The sequence below is a fragment of the Methylomonas sp. MgM2 genome (genome assembly GCF_054172045.1).
Window position 1 is genome coordinate 22,242 of sequence record NZ_JBSYXO010000020.1, and the last position, 23,042, is coordinate 45,283.

At 49.7% G+C, this 23,042-nt stretch carries 18 protein-coding genes; all 18 read left to right on the forward strand.

The annotated features are described in order from the left end of the window. Positions 1-22: 22 nt before the first annotated feature. Complete coding sequence (locus ACW73I_RS14945; protein WP_458030204.1) at positions 23-382, forward strand: rhodanese-like domain-containing protein; 360 nt, start codon at positions 23-25, stop codon at positions 380-382. Then, positions 375-773, forward strand: coding sequence for an RNA-binding S4 domain-containing protein (locus tag ACW73I_RS14950; protein WP_458030205.1), 399 nt, complete (start codon positions 375-377; stop codon positions 771-773). The genes ACW73I_RS14945 and ACW73I_RS14950 overlap by 8 nt, the downstream gene beginning before the upstream one ends. 119 nt (positions 774-892) lie before the next feature. Then, positions 893-2,671, forward strand: coding sequence for a hypothetical protein (locus tag ACW73I_RS14955; protein ID WP_458030206.1), 1,779 nt, complete (start codon positions 893-895; stop codon positions 2,669-2,671). A 15-nt stretch (positions 2,672-2,686) separates the two neighbouring features. After that, entirely contained in the window at positions 2,687-5,611 is a 2,925-nt protein-coding gene (locus tag ACW73I_RS14960; protein WP_458030207.1) for a DUF748 domain-containing protein, read from the forward strand. A gap of 80 nt (positions 5,612-5,691) precedes the next feature. Continuing rightward, positions 5,692-6,144: a hypothetical protein gene (locus ACW73I_RS14965; protein ID WP_458030208.1), complete on the forward strand. Its 453-nt coding sequence runs from the start codon at positions 5,692-5,694 to the stop codon at positions 6,142-6,144. Positions 6,145-6,298: 154 nt separating this feature from the next. Further along, on the forward strand, positions 6,299-7,894 hold the full coding sequence (locus tag ACW73I_RS14970; protein WP_458030209.1) for a hypothetical protein: 1,596 nt from the start codon (positions 6,299-6,301) through the stop codon (positions 7,892-7,894). 51 nt (positions 7,895-7,945) lie between these two features. After that, on the forward strand, positions 7,946-10,255 hold the full coding sequence (gene rnr, locus ACW73I_RS14975; protein ID WP_458030211.1) for a ribonuclease R: 2,310 nt from the start codon (positions 7,946-7,948) through the stop codon (positions 10,253-10,255). Continuing rightward, positions 10,255-11,004 carry a 23S rRNA (guanosine(2251)-2'-O)-methyltransferase RlmB gene (gene rlmB, locus ACW73I_RS14980; protein WP_458030213.1) on the forward strand — a complete coding sequence of 250 codons (750 nt, stop codon included), beginning with the start codon at positions 10,255-10,257 and terminating at the stop codon, positions 11,002-11,004. Before rnr ends, rlmB begins: the two co-directional genes overlap by 1 nt. Further along, positions 11,001-11,309 (forward strand): c-type cytochrome, encoded by a 309-nt coding sequence (locus tag ACW73I_RS14985; protein ID WP_458030214.1) that lies wholly within the window; start codon positions 11,001-11,003, stop codon positions 11,307-11,309. Before rlmB ends, ACW73I_RS14985 begins: the two co-directional genes overlap by 4 nt. After that, on the forward strand, positions 11,306-12,601 hold the full coding sequence (locus ACW73I_RS14990; RefSeq protein WP_458030215.1) for an FCSD flavin-binding domain-containing protein: 1,296 nt from the start codon (positions 11,306-11,308) through the stop codon (positions 12,599-12,601). The genes ACW73I_RS14985 and ACW73I_RS14990 overlap by 4 nt, the downstream gene beginning before the upstream one ends. A gap of 217 nt (positions 12,602-12,818) precedes the next feature. Continuing rightward, a complete protein-coding gene (bamA, locus tag ACW73I_RS14995) occupies positions 12,819-15,092 on the forward strand; it encodes an outer membrane protein assembly factor BamA (protein ID WP_458030273.1) in 2,274 nt (757 codons plus the stop codon). Between the two features lie 80 nt (positions 15,093-15,172). Further along, positions 15,173-15,673, forward strand: a complete 501-nt coding sequence (locus ACW73I_RS15000) for an OmpH family outer membrane protein (protein WP_458030216.1) — start codon at positions 15,173-15,175, stop codon at positions 15,671-15,673. An 81-nt stretch (positions 15,674-15,754) separates the two neighbouring features. Further along, complete coding sequence (gene fabZ / locus ACW73I_RS15005) at positions 15,755-16,201, forward strand: 3-hydroxyacyl-ACP dehydratase FabZ (RefSeq protein ID WP_458030274.1); 447 nt, start codon at positions 15,755-15,757, stop codon at positions 16,199-16,201. After that, positions 16,198-16,968, forward strand: coding sequence for an acyl-ACP--UDP-N-acetylglucosamine O-acyltransferase (gene lpxA, locus ACW73I_RS15010; RefSeq protein ID WP_458030217.1), 771 nt, complete (start codon positions 16,198-16,200; stop codon positions 16,966-16,968). The genes fabZ and lpxA overlap by 4 nt, the downstream gene beginning before the upstream one ends. Beyond that, positions 16,943-17,536, forward strand: coding sequence for a ribonuclease HII (rnhB, locus tag ACW73I_RS15015; RefSeq protein WP_458030218.1), 594 nt, complete (start codon positions 16,943-16,945; stop codon positions 17,534-17,536). Before lpxA ends, rnhB begins: the two co-directional genes overlap by 26 nt. 6 nt (positions 17,537-17,542) lie before the next feature. Continuing rightward, the gene (gene dnaE / locus ACW73I_RS15020; protein ID WP_458030220.1) at positions 17,543-21,031 is read left to right on the forward strand and encodes a DNA polymerase III subunit alpha; all 3,489 of its coding nucleotides are present in this window, start codon (positions 17,543-17,545) and stop codon (positions 21,029-21,031) included. Between the two features lie 154 nt (positions 21,032-21,185). Then, the gene (locus ACW73I_RS15025) at positions 21,186-21,986 is read left to right on the forward strand and encodes an alpha/beta hydrolase (protein WP_458030221.1); all 801 of its coding nucleotides are present in this window, start codon (positions 21,186-21,188) and stop codon (positions 21,984-21,986) included. Between the two features lie 341 nt (positions 21,987-22,327). Next, entirely contained in the window at positions 22,328-22,807 is a 480-nt protein-coding gene (locus ACW73I_RS15030) for an FKBP-type peptidyl-prolyl cis-trans isomerase (protein WP_458030222.1), read from the forward strand. The last annotated feature ends 235 nt before the right edge of the window (positions 22,808-23,042 follow it).

Below are 23,042 nucleotides of genomic sequence, written 5' to 3' on the forward strand. Positions count from 1 at the left end.
TAACACGAATAAAGGAGGGCTTATGGCTATCACCGCACAAGACTTGGTCGCCGCGGCGAAACAACAGATTACGGAAATCGATACGGCTAGCGCCCAGACTCAACTGGGCAGCAGCTTGATTCTGGATGTCAGGGAGCCCGCGGAATTCGCCGCCGGCCATTTGCCGGGCGCCGTCAACATCCCGCGCGGCGTGCTTGAATTTAAAATCGACGCCCATCCCGATTTTCAAGGCAAAAAACAAGCCCCTATCGTGGTTTATTGCCAAACCGGCGGCCGTTCCGCGTTGGCTGCCCAGGTGCTGAATCAACTCGGTTACGAACATGCGGTCAGCATGGCGGGTGGATTTAAAGCTTGGTCCGACAATGGACAACCGCTTGGCTGAAATCCATTCGATTCGTATCGATAAATGGCTGTGGGCCGCGCGTTTTTTTAAGACCCGCAGCCTGGCGGCCGATGCGGTGAGCGGCGGTAAAGTTCATGTTAACGGAAACCGTTGCAAACCCGGTAAAGAGATCAAAGTTGGCGATTGGGTGACTATCAGTAAAGACCGGCATAGCTGGAACATTCAAGTCACCGATTTAAACAAACAGCGCAGGCCGGCTAAAGAGGCCGTGTTGCTTTATGAAGAAGACGAAGAAAGCGCGACAAGGCGGCACGAACAGATAGAGTTGCAAAAGCGGCAGAATGCTTTGCTGCCTGCCGCCGAACGAGAGCATAAACCCAACAAAAAGCAACGTCGGCAAATTCACCGTTTCAAACATGAGATAGGTTAGTCGTACTTATCCTGCAAAAATAGTAGCCGTAGCGCGCACGTCAATTTATCACCACAACCCATGCTGTTGCGATATAGAAAACGCATCGCGAAATTGGATTCAGACAAACCGAGAACCTAATGCAGATCCGTTACGTTTTATCGATGATTTTCATTTTTTTGGGCGGAAGTCTATTAGCGGGTTGCGCTACCAGTCGACAAATTATCGTCGATTATCCCAAAACGGAGAGCACAACATTGCACCCGCTAAAAGGCCAATCAGTCGTGACGGCCGATGACTACTACATGCAGTTGGTTTCCGAATTCGAGTTCAAAGGAGACAGCGCCTTAAAAAGCGGTTGCAGCGACGTCGGTGCATCGTATGAAACGGGAGATTTATCCGCTGCGTTGTTGTTCAATACCCAAAATGAACCGCTTAAATTACGGCGTGAAGTCAGCGGTTTTTTCTACCAAGCCACGACCGGCAAATGTAATTACAAACTGGAAACGAAAAAAGCCTATTTAACGCCGTGGCTAAGGCTCGATTTCGCAAAAGATACCCGGCTCGAATACCGCTTTTTAACGAGTAATAGCCGCGAAACCAATCTTTCGCAAGTCGTGGGCGATATTAATACGGCCAGCAATTTAATGGCCTTAACCGGAGTCGGCACCGGCATTGCCGTGATGGGGAAGCTGGCCGGAAGCTGGATGGAATCGAACGCGGCTCCACCGGTTGCCAATAAACCGGCGACATCCGCAAAGTACAGTTCGGAAACGCATACGTTAGCAAATAGCATTGTGTTTGATGAGGGCGGCGGCACCTTAAATCAAACCAAACTTGCGGTCTATGAAGTCGTCGACGGCGGCTTAAAGGCTTGGGCTGACGAGACCAAGCTGCTCGGAGAATTGCGCGTATACCCGCAATTGATGCCGTCGCTGTTAGTTAAAACGACAGTCGACGGCATACCCGATGCGCACGATTTGTCGTTAGAAGAACTTTGGCGTACGCCGATCGAAACGACTGCCGGGGAGGTTCAATTACAGCAATTGATCGGTCGGGTCGAACAAATGGAAAAGCCGAATTTGACCCCGGATTGGAAGAATTTTGATGATGTGGATACGCAGTGTCGACGCCTAAAACTCGTGTTGAAAGATTTGGGGTTTAACAAATTCGATCGCAACGCGGTGTTATTTTATTTCTTGGACAAGTCGCAGGATTGGAAAAATTACAACATATCCAGGCAGAAAGCGATGGCCGACGCGATTCGTCCGCGCATCTTAGAACAATATCGAGATAAGGACTTTTCAGAATGCCTTACGCCGGAAGACTTCGGCGTCATGCGGAGCATGAAGTTGCGCGTGAACACCGCCGGCGACTGGGACGACTTGATCAGCAAGCGACAGAAGAAGGAAGGAGTTTTCAGTTCGGTGCAATCCGTCGGGCGTCAATTTTTGGCGGCGTTGAATCATCCGGAGAAGGAAGAAATGGCGAAACAGCTATATCCTTTGTTTCATAACGAAAAAGGCGGGCAGGGCAGTGTGCTGTTACAGAATCATTTAGGAAATTTCGGCCTGGAAAATTTGTTGCAGCTTCCTGCGATTGCCGACGACGGCGTTCTGATCAATGCGTCGCAATTTGCCCAAATCATACTCGGCCTAACGATAGACTCGACCAGCTGCGTAAGGCCTGGGCAGGAACAAGGACAGCCCTTGTCGAATATAGGCATTTTTCTGTTTATCACCAGACCCGGTAGCCCGCGCGAAAAAGGCGGGGCGTTGGAGTTTGAACTGGTTGACGGCAAAATTTCCCGTCTGGCTTTTCAGCATCCGTCGTTCCGCGATTTCGAACAGAATATCGGGGATTACCCTGACTTGGGGGGGTGCAGAATCGAGGCTGAGTTGTTAAATAAATTGCATTGATACGAGGCGGCGATAATGTTAAAAAAAATCCTGATTTTCTGCGTTGTATTGCTCTCGTTAGTAGGCATATATGCCGCTGCAGGATTTTATTTGCTGCCTAAACTCGCGGTAGACAAATTGCCCGAAATCGTTAGCGAAACGACCGGACGGCCGTTCAAATTGCAAGCGGCGCATTTCGATCCGTTTGAATTAAAAGCCGATTTGCGGGGTATTAGCCTGCTACAAGATGACGAGACACCTTTGATCAGTGCCGGCGAATTAAGCGTCGACGTTGATGTTATCGAGTCAATCAAGCGGCGAGCCGTGATTTTAAACTACGTAACACTCCGTGAGCCGTTTGTCGACATCGAGAGAAATGCAAATGGCGGATTTAATTTCGACCAAGTGCTCGAAAAAATTTCGCAACCGGGTGAAGACGCCAGCCGGTCGGATGCTGCTGACAGCGGCCCGTTAATCTTGATTCGCCGGATGGTGATTGAGCAAGGACAAGTCGACTGGACCGATTTTCCGCTTGGTCGGAAAGAAACGGAGTCATTGCAGACCATCGACTTTGCGTTGACTGAATTTAGTACGGCGCCAGACGCGGTATGGCCTTTTTCCATTACCTGTAAGCTGAAATCAGGTGGCGGACTAGATTTGCGGGGCGATTTCAATTTATCGAAATTGAGCGCTAAAGGAAATTTAAAGCTCGACAATCTTGCGTTAAGAAAGGCGTGGCTTTTGTTTTTACAAGAGTTCCTGCCGATAGTAATCACCGATGGATATGTATCGCTGAATGCGAATTATGCGTTTAATGCCGGCGAGGGCTCTGATTTACAGCTGTTGGTCGACGGCGGCGACATAACGGTCAGGCAGTTCGTCGCTGCCGAAAAAAACGAAGATGAGCCGCTGCTGCGGATGCCGTTTCTTGAAGCGACCGGAATTCGTTTGAATTTGTTGAATCAGAACGTCGAAATCAAACAAATATCCGGCAGCAATTCCGAAATTAAAGCGTGGCTGCAGGCCGACGGACAAATTAACTACCAAAGTTTGTTTGCCGATGAGAGTGAACAAGCGGCGGCGCCCGATTCGGCTTCCGGCAGACCCTGGCAATTTTCGCTAAATCAGCTGAACTTGGACAATTATCGAATTGCATTTACCGATTTCAGTCAGGCCAAACCTGTGGAAATGGTGTTTGATCAGATGAGCCTTGCCTTACGCGACTATCGCAATATCGACACCCCGCTTTTGCCGATGAAATTCGAAACGCGCTTTAACAATAGCGGAAAAATAACGCTAGACGGCAATATCGGTTTGGCGCCGCTGTCGGCGAATTTTGCGGTCGGCTTGCAAGGAGTAAAGCTAAAGACCTTTCAGACTTATGTCGATCCTTACGTAAACTTGGAATTGACCGATGGCGACTTCAACACGCAGGGAAATTTGCAGGTCAAACAGGAAAATGACGAATATTCGGTGAATTATCAGGGCGACGCCAACATCGCTAGTTTAATCACTCGTGATAAGGTCAAAAATTTGGATTTCGTTAAATGGGGAAACTTAGAGCTGAAACAAATAGCGCTGGATGTGACCAAGCAGGATTTTAAATTCGGTAAAGTTGTTTTCGATCAACCTTACGTCCGATTCACGATAAACAAAGACCGCAGCAACAATGTCAGTGACGTTATCGTTAGCAAAGACTCGAATCAGGTTAAGGCCGTTGCGGATAAAGCCAAGAAAACCGCAAGCCCGAACGAGCCGGTGGTTACTATTGGAAAGATCGAATTCAAACACGGGCAATCGGACTTTGCGGACTATTCATTGATTTTGCCGTTCGTTGTCAAAATGAATCATTTGGAAGGTGAGATAGACGGATTTACTTCAAATACCGATAACGCGCTGAAGCTTAGATTACAAGGCAAGGTACGAGATATGGCGACCGTGAAGATAGGCGGCCAGTATCAACTCAAGAGCGGAGACTCCGATATCACAATGAGTTTTAGCCATTTGCCCTTACCCTTGGTTACGCCGTATATGGCGGAATTCGCCGGTTATAGAATTGAAAAAGGGCAAATGGCACTCGACCTGAAATACGGAATTAAGGCTAATCGGTTGATCGCGGACAATAAAATTTTTATCGATCAGCTTGTGTTAGGCGAAAAAGTGGAAAATCCTAAGGCTGTGTCGCTACCCTTGGAGTTTGCGGTAGCCTTGCTTAAAGATGCGAGCGGGAAAATCAATTTGGATTTTCCGATTACCGGCAGCTTAGACGACCCGGAGTTTAGTGTCGGATCTTTGATCTCGGATGTGCTGATCAATTTGGTTAAGAAAACGGTCAGTGCGCCGTTTCACGCGCTTGCTTCGGTGTTTGATACTGCCGACGATTTAAGCACGGTTAGCTTTGCAGCGGGAAGCAGTGAATTGGCTAAAACCGAAATCGCTAAATTAGACCAAATAGTCAAAGGCTTGGCGGCAAAGCCTGAATTAGTCCTGGAAATCAAGGGTGCGGCCTATCGGAAGCAAGATTGGCCGGTCATGCGCTACGATGCCTTGCTCGAAATTCTGAAGAAAATGAAATCGGGCGAATTACGAGATCGAGGCGAGAAAATTCGTTCGGAATACATCGAATTATCCGATGCGGAATACAAAAGGTTATTGGAAAAGTTTTATACCGAGGTTTTTCCTCAGAAAATCGATCATTCCTTATTCGGAACCCCGCGAATTAAAAATAAACCCGATGCCGATTTTTATAGCGCCGCGCGCGATGAATTGGAAGCCGTCATGAAACCCGACCCGGAACGACTGAACGAATTAGCCGTTTCCAGGGCGAACCGAATCGTAAAGTATCTGACAGATAATGGGGGTATCGACAGAAGCAGGATTTATATTTTGGCAACCGAGGTGAATACCTCCGATAGCGACAGCGGCATCGACGTGCATTTGTCCTTGAATGTGGCGTCGTGATAGGCAATGCTTGGTTTGTACTATAATGGGAGGCTTATTCAGTTAAGCCCTGTTTTAATGTGGGGATACCCGGAGATATAATGAAAACAAGAATTTCCCGCGCGTTTTACGGTTTAGTTATTGCCATTTTCACTGGCCTCGCTTCAATGCCGGCAACGGCGCAGCAAGGCGGTATGACCTCATGCACCATGACTTACAAGATGAACGGTTGGTCCTTGGTTTATAAGCGTTATGATGGTGTCGGTCATATTAGCTGTAGCAATGGGCAACGTGCACAGGTTGGGCTTTCATCCAACAGCATAGGATTTACTATCGGTAAGTCCGAAATCGAAGGGACAGGCGTCTTTTCGGAAGTTCGTAATTTGAATGAGATTTACGGACACTATGTTTCATTGGGTGGGCACGCCGGAGTGACCAAGTCTGTAGACGGACAAGTATTAACATCAGGCGAAATTTCGTTGGTTTTGTCGGGTCAAGGCCGTGGCGTCGATCTCGGCGTAACCCTAGGGGCGCTAACGGTATCTCCGCGATAATGTCGAAGATTATGAGCTTGGGATCCAACTAAGCAATTTCAGCTGCATCCGGCCCGGCTGCGGATGTAAAATTTATCACATCGAATTACATCCGCTTGTCAGGCCGAAAAAAATTTCCGGCCTGAAAGCTACATTAATTAAGCTTGGACAGCGTGTGAAAAACTCCTTTTTTCTGGTCATTCCTGAACAAAAAAACGACTCGCAATTAGCAAAACTTTTTACCGAGCCGGCTTTGCGTCAATGGGTTGCGGAATTGCCTACAGCTAACCCCGGCTTAGCGACACGTCTATTTCAGGATTTAGTCAATGATATGATTTCATTGGACATGAGTACGTCTAATCGCTTGAATGCATTGGAAATACTTAGACAACCGTTTGTGACCATTGAAGATTATCTGCGCTCCAGATTGATTAAATCCGGCTTTCCAAAGGGCGAGGTTGATAGAAAAATCTTCGATTTGCTTGTTCTGATCGAAAAGCAATTTACCATCGGCTATTGGATAGTTGCGCGGAGCTTGACCCGCCGCGAGATAGGCTGGTTGCAGGGAAAGAATACTTCATTGTCCATACAGCGCTGTATAAAGGGATTGAGCAACATTGTAATCACGCACTATATGATGGGTTATCAGGTTCCGGACTGGATTTGGTTCGACTTGCATTCGCTAAACAGGTTAGCCGTTAAGCTTGGAAAGGAAAGCGTACGGGTGAACGATCCTTACGGGATATTTAATAAGTCCAGTACCATAGAGGCCTGTTACAAGCAGATTTTATTGCTGAGCTTGGCTTACCCATCGGGATTGATGCAAAAAGAATTTCAATTGGTTTACGGATTTATCGAAAAAATCAGCGACTTAATTGAAATCGAAAAAGAGCCTGTGCCGGGTCAGACGGTTCAATGCGTCATTTTAATGGATGAAGATCTGCCGCCCAGCTTTTCGTCGGCTCCGGCGGGAGGTGGCGATAGGAGGACGGAATCGGTAAAGAGCTATTTGAATTTAACCAAGCTGCATCAATTGGTTAAGCAAGCGGATAAGTTTTGCAGCAAGGACGAAGCGCGCTTTAGTTCCTTGGAAGTACGTAAGGGGGGGCAAGGGTTAAAACTATCGGCCGAATTATTCGACTATCTGATGCAGCGGTGGCAAGGCAAAGAGCCCCAAGGTACCGCCCTATTCGCCGATAGATTGAGTCGTTATCTGGCAATCGGACTTGATGCGACCCATGAATTGCTCGACCCTGAATGTGTTCAGCCTAACGCCTTGGAGGTATTGACCGAAACCTATTCCGACCGGGCATTGTTCTGTGGTTTTGAAAAGGAAGGGGTCTTGTCGATCGGCAGTCTGGTTAGCTTTAGAAAGACCGATGTTCCGTTGCAGCAACGTAGTCTCGGCGTGGTGTGTAAAATACAATTGCCCAAACAGGATAACAAGTTAGTTTTCGAAGTGACGGTGATTGCGCCGCAAATGTATGCGGTAAACTATCAAGAACTCGATGCGGCGGAGGAATCCGAACCGAGAAAAGCCTTGTTATACGGTATAAAGGAAAATAATGAGGAAAAAAGTTTCATCGTGTTAGATTCATTTATGTTAAAAGACGGCGATGTGTTACGTATGTTTCTTGGCAAGGAAAATTTTCCCATCGTGTTGAACGGTCGAAAAAATATCGGATTGGGCTATTGGCAATTTGAATGCCGGCGTATCATGGAAAAAGTAAGCCATCTGCAGGAAATAAAAAAAGGATACGACTTTATTTAACCTTTTCATGTGGCTTACTCAATAAAAAATACACCCAGTAAATGGAAATAAATGACAGAAAACACCGATCAAGCCACCGATTTTAAAAACATCGAAGACCCATTCGCTCAACGCGAAGCCGAGAAATACGAAAACCCCATTCCGAGTCGAGAGCTGATCATGCAGCTGATCGAGCAAAGCGGAAAATCCTTGCGACGCCACCAAATAGCCCAGCGATTCGGCCTCGAGACCCCGGATGCGCTGGAAGCCTTACGCCGGCGACTGAGAGCAATGGAGCGCGACGGACAGCTTATATTCAATAGCAAGCAAAAATACGATATAGGCCACGGCCATAACACGATCACCGGAAGGGTATTGGGTCATCCGGACGGGTTTGGTTTTGTTAAACCCGACGATTGTAGCGATGACTTGTTTTTGTCGCCGCGTGAAATGAAACCTCTAATGCCGAACGACAGGGTGATTGTCCGAGTCGTCGGTATCGATAGGAAGGGACGAAGGGAAGCGGCGGTGATAGAAATCATAGAACGCAATACCCATCATGTTGTGGGACGATTTTACACCGAGGGCAGGGTAGCCTATGTCGTCCCTGACAACAAAAAGATTTCTCACGAAGTATTAGTCGCGAAAGAAGATACCGGCGGGGCCAAGAAAGGCCAAATTGTGGTCGCCGAAATTGTGCAACAACCCACCATGCATTGCCAACCCCTAGGCCGTATTACCGAGGTTTTAGGGCTGCATATGGCGCCCGGCATGGAGATCGAAATGGCCATCCGTTCGTACGATTTGCCCAATCATTGGCCGGATGCCTTATTGGACGAAATCAAAACGCTTAAGCCGGAAGTTCCGGAAGAGGCGAAACAGGGAAGAGAAGATATCCGGCATCTTCCGTTAGTGACCATAGATGGCGAAGACGCGCGCGACTTTGACGACGCCGTTTATGCCCGTAAAACCGGCAAAGGCTGGAAATTATTGGTCGCGATCGCCGATGTATCGCATTATGTAAGGATAGGTACCGCATTGGACGCGGAAGCTCAGAACCGAAGTACTTCGGTGTACTTTCCCGAACGCGTTATCCCGATGCTTCCCGAGATTCTGTCGAATGGTTTATGTTCGCTGAATCCGAAAGTCGATCGCTTGTGCATGGCGTGCGAAATGGTGATCGACGAGCAAGGCAAAATGCTGCGCTCGCGTTTTTACGAAGCGGTAATGCGTTCGCATGCGCGCTTGACCTATACCGAAGTCGCAAAAATATTAGTGGAAGGCGATCAAAAATTGGCGAAGAAATACGTCGATTTGGTGCCGCATTTGCAGGCTTTGCACGACATGTACAAAGTCATGCGCGAACAGCGCGAAATTCGCGGCGCTCTGGATTTCGACACACAGGAAACCCGCATTGTGTTCGGTTCGGAACGAAAAATTGCCGAAATCGTGCCGTTGGTGCGTAACGACGCTCATAAATTGATCGAAGAATGCATGATCACGGCGAATACCGCCGCCGCAAAACTGTTAAACCGAAAAAAAATACCGCGATTGTTAAGAATCCATGAGCGGCCGGGTCCGGAGAAACTGCTGGCGTTGAGGACCTTTCTGGGTGAATTGGGGCTGTTCTTAGGCGGCGGTGCTGAGCCTACGCCGTTGGATTACATGCATCTGCTGGAGTCGGTAAAAGACCGAAAGGACGCCCATCTGATTCAGACCGTTTTGCTGAGATCGATGTCGCAAGCGGTCTATAGTCCGGAGACCGAAGGTCATTTCGGTTTGGCTCTTGAAGCCTACACGCATTTTACCTCGCCGATTCGGCGTTATCCTGATTTGCTGGTACACCGAGCGATAAAGCATTGTTTGACCGGTAAAAATCCGTCCGAATTCAATTATTCCTATCCTGACATGGTCGTATTGGGCGAACACTGTTCGGCCAATGAGCGCCGAGCCGACGACGCGACCCGCGATGTGGTGACGTGGTTAAAGTGCGAATACATGATGGACAAAATCGGCGAGGAATTCGATGGGATTATTTCGGCGGTGACCGGTTTTGGTTTTTTCGTCGAGTTGCAATCGATTTACGTCGAAGGCCTTGTGCATATCGCGTCCTTGCATGGCGACTATTACGAATACGACGCTAGCCGCCATCAACTCTATGGCGAACGTACCGGTGTACGCTATCGTCTGGCCGATCTGGTTAAGGTTAGGGTGGTAAGAGTCAATCTGGATGACAAAAAAATAGATTTTGAATTAATCCAATCGATTAAAAGCGGTAAAAAAAACGCTAATAAGACTTCAAGGAAACCCAAAGACCGGAATAAAGTGCTTAAGGGCAAAGAGGGCGAAGCCAGAAGCAAACAGCGTAACCGCCGCCGTTAATGAATACTACGCATATATTCGGCATTCACGCCGTTCAGGCCGCTCTGGATTATTCGCCTCAGAATATACGCCGTGCCTGGGTCGATAATCAAAGGCAGGATGCCCGGCTCAAACAGCTGTCAGACGAATTGCAGGCGCTGGGGGTTCACCCGGAAAAATCCGAGCGTAAAAAACTCGATCGTCTGGCCGACGGAAAAAACCATCAAGGCATTGTCGTTGCGGTCGAGTTGCCCGCCATGTTTAATGAAGACGATCTGAAGCGGGCGGTGGAAACCTTGGCTGAGCCGGCTTTTTATTTAATTTTGGATCAGGTGCAGGATCCGCATAATTTGGGTGCCTGTTTGCGTACTGCCGACGCGGCGGGTGCCCACGGCATTATCCTTCCTAAGGATAATTCCGCAAGCATTACACCGACGGTGTGCAAAGTGGCTAGTGGCGCGGCTGAAACCGTTCCTGTTTATCAAGTCACCAATTTAGCCAGGGTAATGCGTTGGTTGAAGGAACGGAATATCTGGATTATCGGAACGGCCGGGGAGGCAGACCGGAGCATTTATGACTTGAAGCTCGATATGCCCTTGGCCTTGGTCATGGGTGCTGAAGGTACGGGCTTACGTCAACTGACCCGAAAACATTGCGATTTTTTAGTTAAAATTCCGATGTCGGGCCAAGTCGAAAGTCTCAATGTGTCAGTAGCGGCAGGCGTACTGATGTATGAAGTGTTTCGGCAAAAGCATTTGGCCGCGCCATGACGACGCCCTTTCATCCGAGAACATTTTTTTTATGGCTAATCGCTGCTTCGGCTTGTCGAGCCGATGTCGGCGCGCGAGCGATTGCGCTGAACTGTTTGAATTGTCACCGTTACGGCCCAAGTTTTTCCGATACTGAAATTCCTGCATTGAACCGCTTATCGGAGCAGCAATTACGGCAAATGTTGTTCGATTTTAAATATGACGGGAAACCGGCGACATTGATGCCGCGCATCGCCAAAGGCTATAGCGACCGGGAATTGGCTGCGGTAGCGGAGTTCCTTGCCGGCAACAGTTCCGAACAATGACCTTACCATCCAGAAGACGTTTTCTGAAAGCTTTGGCCGGATCGGCTGCATGGTCCTTGTCCGCTTGTCAAAGTTTGCCGCGGAAATCGGCGAAAGCGCGGGTAGTTGTGGTCGGCGGCGGTTTCGGCGGCGCGACGGCCGCCAAGACTTTATGTCTGCTGGATGTCAATGTTCATGTTACCTTGATCGACCCGGTCACTCGTTACATGACGTGTCCGGGCAGTAATTGGCTGTTTGCCGGATTGATCAACCCGGATCGGCTGATGGTTGAGTATCGGGCGCTTAAAGACCGTTACGGCATTGATGTGCGTAACGACCGCGTCAGCGCGATCGATCGCAGCAGGCGCCAACTCCGGCTGGCGAGCGGGCAATTTTTAGCTTATGACCGCTTGATTCTATCGCCGGGGATTGCATTTCGCTGGGATGCGATCGACGGTTACAGTTCAGCCGTCGCCGAAATTTTTCCGCATGCTTGGCGGGCAGGCCCGCAAACTTTTTTACTGATCAAACAACTGCAATCCATGCCCGATGGCGGCGTGATAATCATTGCAGCGCCGCCGGATCCGTATCGCTGTCCGCCGGGACCTTATGAACGAGCCAGTATGATGGCATACTGGCTGCAACGGCATAAGCCGCGATCGAAAATTATCATTCTCGACCCCAAGCGCAGTTTTTCTAAACAGGCCTTATTCGAAGCCGCTTGGGCGAAGCATTACGGCTACGGTACACGCAATAGTCTGATTGAATGGCAATCATTGGCCGACAATCCGATCATCCGATTGGAAAAAAATAGCAAGACTCTTATCACGGATTTCGGCGACCGGTTTCGTGCCGACGTGCTGAACATCATTCCGCCGCAAAAAGCCGCTGAATTAGCCGGTCAGGCCGATTTGACCGATTCAAGCGGCTGGTGTCCGGTTAGGCCGCAAACCGGGCAATCAATGTTTGACGAATTCATACATGTAATCGGAGACGCCGCCAATTATGCGCCGTTACCCAAATCGGCATTTGCTGCGAATTCGGCCGCGAAAGCCTGCGCTATCGCCGTGATTGCGCTACTGAACGATCAAATAGTCGAAGATCCTAATTGGATGAATACCTGCTACAGCTTGATAACGCCGACACACGGTATTTCGATTGCCGGCGTCTACAAGTTGGATCCTGGCAATAATATAGCTGCAGTCAAGGGGGCCGGCGGCACGAGTCCGGTTTCCATACCCTCCTTTGCCGAACGTGAGGCGCGCTACGCAAAGTCCGCGTATCAGGCCTTGGTAAGCAATACCTTTCTATGAAAAAAACAGTGATTTATGGCTTTTTATCCGTCGAGTGTTGCGGTATTTTATAAATTTGTTTTGCTTGTTCCTGCTTGTCGTTAAAAACGATCATGAAATCCGAAACTAGTGTAAAGTTGGTAGTTTTATTGCCGAACTAGCGCGCTTGAATTACCAACCCCCATGGTACAATTGTCGCTGTTTATTTTTTTTGGTCGAGTGAGTGAAAAATTATCCGCTGTTTCAGGTATTGTTGGTGAGTGGGTTGGCAATCAACCTTGCTCATGCCGGCAGCTTTGTTGTTGAGGATATTCAAGTTAAAGGCTTGCAAAGGATTTCCGCGGGTACGGTTTACAACTACTTGCCGGTCGCTGTGGGCGAGACCTTTACCGAAGAAAAGCAGGCAAAAGCGATCCGTGCGTTGTTCAATACCGGGTTCTTTAAAGACATTACGTTGGAAAGAGCCGGCGGTACTTTGATTGTCAGTGTGGTAGAGCGTCCGTCGGTGGCCAAGATCGTTATCGAGGGCAACAAGGATATTAAAAAAGAAGATTTGACGGAAGCATTAAAGAAAGTCGGCATGACCGAAGGCAATGTTTACAATAAGCAGATCTTGGACAAAGTAGAGCAAGAATTGCGCAGACAATATTTCAGTCACGGAAAATACGGCTTAAAGATTAAAACCGATGTCACCGAACTTACCCGCAATCGGGTTGGCATTCACATCGAGATTTCGGAAGGCAAGGTTGCCAAGATTAAACAGATTAATATCGTCGGTAACCGGGCTTTCAGTAATGATGATTTAAAGAAAGATTTCGAGCTGAGCACCACTAATTTCTTGTCGTTTTATTCGAAAGACGACCAATATTCAAAGCAAAAACTCTCCGCCGACTTGGAAAAGCTGCGCTCGTATTATTTGGACCGCGGTTATATAAACTTTTCCATCGAATCGACCCAGGTCGACATCACGGCTGATAAGAAGGAAATTTACATCACGATTAACGTCAAGGAAGGCGATGTTTATACATTGGAAAAAGTCAAGCTTACGGGCGAATTAGTGGCTGAACCCGAGGAGCTGGTGAGACTCGTCAAAGTGGGGCCCGGCGAAATATTTTCGCGCAAAAATGCTACCGAGACGTCAAAAGCAATTTCCGAACGCCTAGGAGACGAAGGCTATACCTTCGCCAACGTGAATATGGTGCCGGAGATAAACGAACAAGCTAAAACGGTTGTGATGACTTTTTTCGTTGATCCTGGTAAACGGGTCTATGTGCATCGTATCAATTTCAAAGGCAATACCAAAACACGCGATGAAGTGCTTCGGCGCGAGATGCGGCAGATGGAGTCCAGTTGGGCTTCGAGCCGGCAGATCGAGCGATCGAAAACCCGCTTGGACCGTTTAGGCTATTTCGAAGAAGTTGGCGTAGAGACGCCCCCCGTGGTCGGTACGGCCGATCAGATTGACGTAAATTATTCGATCAAGGAAAGAGCGTCGGGCAATTTACAGGCCGGTATCGGGTATTCACAATTACAAGGGATTATATTTAACGCTAATATTTCTCAGGATAATATTTTCGGTACGGGCAAACGAGTCAATTTTGCCTTTAATAATAGTAATATTTTGACCCGTTACAATTTCGGTTATCGAGATCCTTATTTCACGATAGACGGTGTTAGCTTGGGATGGGATTTGGGTTATATTTCACGTAATGCTTATCAAGCCAATATCTCTCGATATAATACCGATGTGGCAAATGCCGGATTTAATTTTGGTATTCCGTTGGACGAATTTGATAGTCTCGGTTTTGATTTCGACGTGAAGAATACCAATATTTCAGATACGGATTATTCGCCGCAAGAGGTCGTTGATTTTATTGACCAATACGGCGAGACTTTTTTAACATTTTCTACAGCCGTCGGCTGGACGCACGATACATTGAATCGGGCGATATTCGCCACAGACGGCGGTCAACAGCGGGTCTCGGCGCTGGCCACCATCCCGGGCAGCGACCTGGAGTATTACAAACTCGGTTACAAGCATCAGCATTACTTTCCTTTGTCGAGCGACTTTACTTTTCGCTTGTTGGGAGAAGTGGCTTACGGCAACGGCTACGGCAATACCGATGGGCTGCCTTTTTTCGAAAACTATTTCGGCGGCGGCCCCGGGTCGGTCCGCGGTTTTAGGCAAAACACCTTGGGGCCGAAAGATACGCCAAGGAACGGGAGTACCGCCCGGCCGATCGGGGGGTCGTTTAAATTAATAGGCTCTGCCGAGTTGTTTTTTCCGGTACCATTCTTGAGCGATCTTAAATCAGTTCGGATTGGCACCTTCGTCGATGCCGGTAACGTGAGTGATGGCTTTAATTTTGACTATATGCGTTATTCGGCCGGTTTGTCCGGTGAGTGGTTATCGCCGTTCGGCGCAATTGCGGTTAGTGTGGCTCAACCCTTTAACGCCAGCCCGACTGACAATGTTCAAAACTTTCAGTTTACCTTCGGCTCAGGATTTTAGTTTGGGCTGAGTCGTTTATGCCTTATAATTTAACGTCGTGTTTTAATCCCTCAAAAACTAACCAGGAGATGGTTGTACTCATGAAAAATAGAATTTCGTTGTTTTTAATGTTGATGTTGTCTGCTTGCGTGAGTCACGCGGATTTAAAAATCGGTTTTGTCAACGTGGCTAAAGTATTGGAAAAAGCCCCGCAAGCCGCAAAAGCTAAATCCCGGTTAGAAACTGAATTTTCTCCGCGCGACAAATCGTTGGCCGCTCAAGTTAAAGATATCAAAGCCTTGGAAGAGAGATTAAACCGTGATTCTGCGATCATGGGCGAAGAAGAGCGTCGCCGCTTGGAAAAAGACATCGTCGACAAAAAACGCGATGCGGCTAGAGCGCAGCAAGAATTCCAAGAAGACTTCAACATGCGCAGAAACGAAGAGTTAGGTAACTTGCAAAAACGCATAGTCGAAGCTGTTAGAGCGATTGCTAAAGAAGAATCCTTTGATCTGTTGCTGACCGATGGCGTCATCTACGCGAATGACGATATCGATGTCACCAGTCAAGTACAGCAAAAACTGGAAACGTTGTCGCAGTAACAAAATCTCTAAGGTTATTCTTCTCTGAAAGGAGCGCTCGAAGAATGTTGACGGCGCTCCATGATCAAAACGTTATTCTGTATGGCCGGTAACCTCGATATATTACAAATTCAACAGATTTTGCCTCATCGTTATCCATTCTTATTGGTTGATAAAGTCATTGAGTGTGAACCCAGTAGCCATTTGATAGGGGTAAAAAACGTCAGTTTCAATGAAGCATTTTTTCAGGGCCATTTTCCGAATCAGCCGATTATGCCGGGTGTTTTAATCATGGAAGCCTTGGCGCAAGCGACCGCTTTACTGACTTCGCAAAGTACTGACGGACTGAGCGAAGATACGATTTATTACTTAGCCGGTATCGACAATGCACGGTTTAAAAGGCAAGTTGTTCCCGGCGATCAGTTGGTGTTGAACGTGACTTACGTGAAGCATAAACGCCATCTGTGGAGCTTCGATTGCCGGGCGGAGGTCGACGCCGAATTGGCCGCGAGTGCGCAGATCATGTGCGCGGTTTCGGGGTCGAAATGATCGATCCGCGCGCAGTTATTCATCCCAAGGCCGAATTGGCGGAAGGCGTCAAAGTCGGGCCATTCACCGTTATCGGCCCGGATGTCCAGATAGACGCAGGCACCGAAGTCGGTCCGCATGTTGTAATCAACGGACCGACGACCATAGGTAAAGACAACACGATTTACCAATTCGCTTCGATCGGCGAGGATCCGCAGGACAAAAAATACGCTCACGAAATCACCCGCTTGCAAATCGGGGACCGCAATGTGATTCGCGAGTTTTGTACCATGCATAGGGGAACATTGCAGGATCAAGGCGTGACCACAATCGGCAACGATAACCTATTCATGGCTTATACCCATGTCGCTCACGATTGTATGATCGGTGATCATGTGATTATGGCCAACGGCGCGTCCATTGCCGGTCATGTGCATGTCGGCGATCATGCAATATTGGGTGGATTTACGCTAGTGCATCAATTTACCCAAATCGGAGAATACAGTTTTTCGGCCATGGGCAGCGCGATTACCCAAGATATTCCACCTTACGTCATGGTCGGAGGCAGGCCGACCCGCCCGCACGGCATCAATTCGGTCGGCATGGAGCGCAACGGCAAATCGCCCGAGGTCATTCGCCAGATCCGTCAAGCCTACAAGATTCTGTACAAAAACAATCTGCGCCTGGAAGACGCCATAGAAGAAATGGAAGGTATGGCCGGCGAAAGTAACGAATTGTCCAATATGGTCAGTTTTCTGCGTAATGTCACGCGCGGTATTCTCCGATAATCAAAAACGACGTATCGCCGGCATTGACGAAGTAGGACGCGGTTGCATCGTCGGACCGGTGGTTGCGGCGGCGGTGATACTCGACCCGGACCAAGCGATCGCCGGTTTGACCGACTCCAAGAAACTCAGCGAGAAGCAGCGAAGCCTGTTGGCCGCGGAAATCAAGGCCAAGGCGTTATGCTGGGCGGTGGCGCGTGCCGAAGCCAGTGAAATTGACCGTATCAATATATTGCAGGCCACTTTTGTCGCAATGCAGAGGGCTTTTGGGCAGCTTTCAGTGCGGCCGGATTATGTGTTGGTGGACGGCAACCGCTTACCGGATATCGACTGTCCCGGCGAAGCTGTCGTCGGCGGTGACGTGTTGGTAGCGGAAATCTCCGCAGCGTCTATCTTAGCCAAAGTTGCGCGTGATGAAGAAATGTCGACGCTGGATCGTTTCTATCCCGGTTATGCTTTTGCTAAGCACAAAGGTTATCCAACAAAAGTGCATCTCGCAGCGTTGGCCGCGTTAGGTCTGACTCCGCAGCATCGGCGTTCTTACGCGCCAGTGAAAAAATATCTAGACTAAGGCTTTATGGCGCCAAAATTCCTTCATTTGCGCATACACACCGAGTTTTCGCTGGTCGACGGCATCGTTCGCATCAAGCCCTTGGTCAAAAAGCTGACCGACTTTCAAATGCCGTCGGCGGCAATCACCGAGCAGAGCAATCTGTTCTCGCTAGTCAAGTTTTACAAGGCGGCTCAAGCAGCCGGCATCAAGCCGATCGCCGGCGCCGACGTGTTGATTTATAACGAGGACGAGCCGGCTTCGCCTTTTCGGATGACCTTGTTAGCCCGTGATAAACGGGGTTATGTGACACTGACAGAGCTGGTCTCGCAAGGCTATCAGCACGGCCAGCATCAGGGTGTGCCGATGCTGCAAAGAGGGTGGATAGCGCAAAACCATCAAGGTTTGATCGCGCTGTCCGGCGCGATGCAAGGCGATGTCGGCGCGGCCTTGCTGGCGGAAAATCCGGCTCAAGCCAAGGCTTGTGCGGAACATTGGGCCGGGTTGTTCCCCGATAGTTATTACCTGGAATTGCAAAGGGTCGGCAAGCCGGACGAAGAGCGTTACATAAAGTTGGCCGTCGACCTCGCCGCGGAATTGGGCTTGCCGGTGGTCGCCACCAATGATGTGCGTTTCCTCGATAAAAACGATTTCGACGCCCACGAAGTGCGGGTTTGTATTCATCAGGGCCGGGTGTTGGATGACAGCAGAAGACCCAAGGATTACACCGACCAACAATATTTGCGCAGCGCCGAGGAAATGGCGCAGCTATTTGCCGATATTCCGGAGGCCCTGGAAAACAGCGTCGAGATCGCCAAGCGCTGCAATGTCGAGCTGAGGCTGGGTGAGAATTTCTTGCCCGACTTTCCGGTGCCGGAAGGCATGACGCTGGACCAAGTCTTCATCGAAGCCTCGCGCCGAGGTTTGGAGGAACGCTTGATGCAACATCCGCCGGTCGGCAAGAGCAGCTTCGAGGAAAACCGTAAGGTTTACGATCAGCGTCTGGAAACCGAGTTGAACGTGATCGTGCAGATGGGTTTTCCTGGCTACTTCATGATCGTTTCGGACTTCATCCAATGGGCAAAGAATAACAATATCCCGGTTGGGCCGGGGCGGGGCTCCGGCGCCGGTTCCTTGGTGGCCTATGCGTTAAAAATCACCGATCTGGACCCGATCGAATTCGATCTATTGTTCGAGCGTTTCCTGAATCCCGAGCGGATCTCGATGCCTGACTTCGATATCGATTTCTGCATGGAGAGGCGCGACGAGGTCATCGATTACGTGGCGCGGCATTATGGCCGCGACCACGTCTCGCAGATCATCACCTACGGTTCGATGGCGGCCAAGGCGGTAATCCGCGACGTCGGCCGGGTCATGGGCCACGCCTACGGGTTCGTCGATAGGCTAGCCAAACTGATTCCGTTCGAAATCGGCATGACGCTGGACAAGGCATTGAAAGAAAGTTTGGAGTTGAAGGAACTCTACGACACCGAAGAGGAAGTCAAGGCCCTGATCGACATGGCGCGCGCGTTGGAAGGCATTTCCCGCAACGCCGGCAAGCACGCCGGCGGCGTGGTCATATCGCCGACCAAACTGACCGATTTCTCGCCGCTGTATTGCGAACAAGGCGGCGGCAATCTGGTTACCCAGTTCGACAAGGACGACGTCGAGGCGGTCGGTCTGGTCAAGTTCGACTTCTTGGGCTTGAGAACATTGACCATCATCGACTGGGCTTTAGAGACCATCAATCGCCGGCGGGCGGCCAAGGGCGAGCAAGCCATCGACATCGCCCGGATTCCGCGCGACGACCCGGCCAGTTACGAACTCTTGAAAAACGCCCAGACCACCGCCGTGTTCCAGTTGGAGTCCAGCGGCATGAAGGCGCTGATCAAAAAACTGAAACCCGACTGCTTCGACGACATCATCGCGCTGGTCGCGCTGTTCCGGCCCGGCCCGCTGGAATCGGGCATGGTGGACGATTACATCAACGTCAAGCACGGCGCCAAGGCCGAGTACGCCCATCCCTTGCTGGAACCCATCCTGAAGCCGACCAACGGCGTTATCCTGTATCAAGAGCAGGTCATGCAGATCGCCCGCGACATGGCCGGCTACACCTTGGGCGGCGCCGACATGTTGCGGCGGGCCATGGGTAAGAAAAAACCGGAGGAAATGGCCAAACAGCGGGAGATTTTCACCGAGGGCGCGGTCAGTAACGGCATAGACCAAGGCATTGCGACTTATATCTTCGATTTGATGGAAAAGTTCGCCGGCTACGGTTTCAACAAATCGCACTCGGCGGCCTATGCCTTGGTCGCTTATCAAACCGCTTGGCTGAAGGCACATTTTCCGGCCGCTTTCATGGCGGCGGTGATGTCGTCCGATATGGACAATACCGATAAAGTCGTGGTGTTGATAGAAGAATGCCGGGAAATGAAGCTGGATATCTGTCCGCCCGACATCAATATTTCCGATTTCCGTTTCACGGTGAACGACAAGGGCCAAATCGTCTACGGCATCGGCGCCATCAAAGGGGTCGGTGAAAATGCGATTGAGGATTTGCTGAAAGAGCGTGGCGCCAATGGTCCGTTTGCAGGGCTTTACGACTTATGCAAGCGCGTCGATCTGCGCAAAGTCAATCGTAGAGTACTAGAGGCCTTGATTCGCGCCGGCGCGTTGGATTCCATCGACCCTAACCGTGCCGCGCATATGGCGGAATTGACCACGGCGTTACGCGTGGCCGAACAGCACGGTAAAATGGCGCTGGCCGGCCAGAACGATTTGTTCGGTCTGGGTGACGAGATCGATGAAGGGGAGGCCGAAGCCTATTCCGCCATCGTCGAACCCTGGACCGAAAAGGAAAAGCTGGAAGCGGAAAAGCAAACGCTAGGGCTATTTCTGTCAGGCCATCCGATTGCCGAATATTTACCCGAACTCAAGCACATTACTCACGGTACCTTGGGCAGCCTGGAAATCGATGCCGGCAAGGCTCGCGGTAAGCTGGAAGCCCGCGTAGCCGGTTTGGTCGTGGAATTGCGTACTCGCCAGACCAAGCAAGGCAAAACGATGGGCTTTGCTACGCTGGACGATAGGACCGGCCGATTGGAAGTCGCTGCGTTCAGCAACGTATTCGAAAAATACCGGAATTTGCTGGCCAAGGATGCCATTCTAGTCGCGGAAGGCTCGCTGGCGATTGACGATTTCAGCAACAGTTTGCGCATGACCGCGGAAAAACTATACAGCATGGAGGAAGCCAGAGAAATGTATGCGCGTAGCATTACGCTGAATTGGAATGTCGCCCAATGTCCGGCTCATAATACGTTTGCCGACGAGTTGAAGGCGATTCTAAAACCTTATGTCGGCGGTCAATGTCCAATCGTGATCGAATATGTCACGGCTAATGACAAAGCGATCTTACAACTGGGTGACGATTGGCGCGTGCAGCCGAGTGACGAACTGTTGATTCGCCTGCGGCGACTCTCGGCCGCCGAAGCGGTTGAAGTTCGTTATCAAAATTGATTGAATGACATAGACCATGGTCTATGTGTCCGAATACGAAACTTAACGCCTGCGTAATTAATCGCAGTCAGAGCGATTAACGACTGAGTTAATTAAACGATATCTTCACCCGTATGTAAAAAACGGCTGGTGCCATGCCGCGTCAGGACTTTATATGAAGACCCAGCGTATTATGACAATGTTATTGATTTATTTAACGCTGCTATTCATGGCTTTTTTGCTGCAACGCAAAATGATGTATTTCCCGGCCCGTTTTACGTCGAAACAACAAGAAAGCCTGCTTGCCGGGCTCAATTTAAGACCATGGCCGTCCGCAGACGAACCGCACGGATTTATCAGCGCACGCCCAATAAAACAGGCCAAGGGCACAATCATCGTGTTTCACGGCAATGCCGGCTCGGCAATGCATCGCACCTATTTCATTGATGGATTCCAAAGCCTCGGGTATCGAGTCATCATTGCCGAATACCCGGGTTACGGTGCGCGCGCCGGTTCGCCGTCGGAAGCAGCATTGATTGAAGACGGTATCGTGATTACCCGAACGGCGCTGCAAGAATTCAAAGGACCTTTGTTCTTATGCGGAGAGTCGCTCGGCAGCGGGGTGGTAGCGGGCATCGTGGCGTCGGGCGCTACACCGATTAAAGGTCTGCTGTTGATTACGCCGTTTGATTCGATGACCGCCGTGGCCCAACAGCATTATTGGTATTTTCTACCGCGATGGCTGCTGTTGGACCGATACGATAATGTAGCAAGACTCCAAAACTATCAGGGAAATGTGGCGATTTTGATGGCCGAACAAGACCTAACCGTGTCCAACAGACGCACGATGGCTTTATTCGAGAAATTGCCGCAAACCAAAAAACTTTGGCGCTTCCAAGACGCCGGCCATAACACTTTGCCGCTGGAGCCTTGGCGGCCTTGGTGGAAGGATGTCATGTTGTTCATCGATCAATAAGCCGGGCCGGCGGTTTAAAGAAGTGCGTTGTTCTTTTACCTGTTGTTCCGGTCGCTTTTGTCCGGAATAAGGCAGCAATTTGTTGCGCGTTGATTAAACTTTATTTATTGCTAGGTCGATGCGGGCGTCCAATGCTTTACCAAGCCGATAGGTCCGTTTCGAAAAATGTTCGGCAACGGCCGCCGTATAACCAATCGTTCCATCACCCGCTTCCCATATTCAACAGAATCTGAACTTTACCCGCTCATATAATTCGGATCGGAGTGCAAAAATACTCTCATCGTGACAGATACCGGATGGATAAGGTTATAATTAGAATTTACCCTGTAAAGAGAAGTCACATGCAAATTACTGATAGCGCGGCCGTTTCCTTTCATTACACCCTGACTAACGCAGATGGAAAACAATTAGACAGTTCACGCGGCGAAGAACCGTTAGTTTATTTGCATGGCGCCGGAAATATTATTTCCGGTTTGGAAGCTGCGTTAGCCGGAAAATCGGCCGGTGATAAATTCAATGTTAGTATTCCGCCAGCCGACGCTTACGGCGAGTTAGTCCCCGATATGGTGCAAGTGGTTTCGAAACAAATGTTTGAAGGCATGGACGTAGAGGTCGGCATGCAATTTCATGCCGATGTGAGTCACGGTGCCGGCATTATTACGGTGACCGAGATTAACGGCGATGATGTTACGATCGACGGTAATCATCCTTTAGCCGGGGAAACGCTTATTTTCGACGTAGAAGTAGTCGACGTCAGACCAGCCACTGCCGACGAAATAGCGCATGGTCACGTTCATGGTGCCGGGGGGCATCATCATTAATTCATGATTTTGGTTCAGGGTATTTGTCTATTTATCCTGAACCCTGTCGGATTGGGTTTTTATAGCGTCGGTTTTTTGGAATATCCTTAGGATATCGTCCAAAATAACTTCCCGATATGGCAATAGTCACTGGGGACGTAGCGAGTGAGGATGTCGGCAGCAAGGACGCTGCCGTCAAGCCCCCATGGAAGGGTTCACGGCGTTCCTCATTCGGTATGCCCCAGGGTTCGCAACG

What these genes read in the sequence shown, in the direction of transcription:
- ACW73I_RS14945 (WP_458030204.1), top strand. Translation starts at nt 23, where the DNA reads ATGGCTATCACCGCACAAGACTTGGTCGCCGCGGCGAAACAACAGATT.
- ACW73I_RS14955 (WP_458030206.1), top strand. Translation starts at nt 893, where the DNA reads ATGCAGATCCGTTACGTTTTATCGATGATTTTCATTTTTTTGGGCGGA.
- ACW73I_RS14960 (WP_458030207.1), top strand. Translation starts at nt 2,687, where the DNA reads ATGTTAAAAAAAATCCTGATTTTCTGCGTTGTATTGCTCTCGTTAGTA.
- ACW73I_RS14965 (WP_458030208.1), top strand. Translation starts at nt 5,692, where the DNA reads ATGAAAACAAGAATTTCCCGCGCGTTTTACGGTTTAGTTATTGCCATT.
- rnr (WP_458030211.1), top strand. Translation starts at nt 7,946, where the DNA reads ATGACAGAAAACACCGATCAAGCCACCGATTTTAAAAACATCGAAGAC.
- rlmB (WP_458030213.1), top strand. Translation starts at nt 10,255, where the DNA reads ATGAATACTACGCATATATTCGGCATTCACGCCGTTCAGGCCGCTCTG.
- ACW73I_RS14985 (WP_458030214.1), top strand. Translation starts at nt 11,001, where the DNA reads ATGACGACGCCCTTTCATCCGAGAACATTTTTTTTATGGCTAATCGCT.
- ACW73I_RS14990 (WP_458030215.1), top strand. Translation starts at nt 11,306, where the DNA reads ATGACCTTACCATCCAGAAGACGTTTTCTGAAAGCTTTGGCCGGATCG.
- ACW73I_RS15000 (WP_458030216.1), top strand. Translation starts at nt 15,173, where the DNA reads ATGAAAAATAGAATTTCGTTGTTTTTAATGTTGATGTTGTCTGCTTGC.
- fabZ (WP_458030274.1), top strand. Translation starts at nt 15,755, where the DNA reads ATGGCCGGTAACCTCGATATATTACAAATTCAACAGATTTTGCCTCAT.
- lpxA (WP_458030217.1), top strand. Translation starts at nt 16,198, where the DNA reads ATGATCGATCCGCGCGCAGTTATTCATCCCAAGGCCGAATTGGCGGAA.
- rnhB (WP_458030218.1), top strand. Translation starts at nt 16,943, where the DNA reads ATGTCACGCGCGGTATTCTCCGATAATCAAAAACGACGTATCGCCGGC.
- dnaE (WP_458030220.1), top strand. Translation starts at nt 17,543, where the DNA reads ATGGCGCCAAAATTCCTTCATTTGCGCATACACACCGAGTTTTCGCTG.
- ACW73I_RS15025 (WP_458030221.1), top strand. Translation starts at nt 21,186, where the DNA reads ATGAAGACCCAGCGTATTATGACAATGTTATTGATTTATTTAACGCTG.
- ACW73I_RS15030 (WP_458030222.1), top strand. Translation starts at nt 22,328, where the DNA reads ATGCAAATTACTGATAGCGCGGCCGTTTCCTTTCATTACACCCTGACT.